General features: G+C 68.1%; 1 pseudogene. It reads right to left on the reverse strand.

The features are described from left to right. Positions 1 to 345 (reverse strand): annotated as a pseudogene (locus QSK45_RS38120) (hypothetical protein); the annotation flags it as partial. Positions 346 to 432: the final 87 nt, after the last annotated feature.

Genomic DNA, 432 nt, shown 5'->3' on the forward strand with positions numbered 1-432 from the left:
GCCGGAGATGGCCGCCGTGTAGACGAACGCGCCGTCTGCCATGAGGGCCGGGTACTGCGTCGGGTTGTCGCCGTAGCTGATGGTGATCTTGGCGACGTCGGGTGTGTAGTGTCCGGCGCCCAGTGAGAGGGTCTGTTCCCCGTCGGCCGGCTCGCTGAAGCTGTCGAAGAACTCGATCAGGTGGCCGGTGCCCCACAGGCGGTCGTTGATGAACGTCGGCGGGACGGACATGCTGGTGCCCTTGTTGCCCTTCGCCTCGCACTGCACGTACTGGTGGGCGGAGTTGACGGCGATGACCACGCCGTCCGTGTCCTGCGTGGCGACGGGAGCGCGGACCGCGATCACCGCATGGTAGTTCGAGGCGTCCGGGCCCAGGCAGGAGGCCAAGATACCGGCGACGGCCCCGGCACCGATCGGGGACGTCCTCGTGCT

It is taken from the genome of Streptomyces hygroscopicus subsp. hygroscopicus (assembly GCF_030269125.1).
Lineage (GTDB): Bacteria > Actinomycetota > Actinomycetes > Streptomycetales > Streptomycetaceae > Streptomyces > Streptomyces hygroscopicus_C.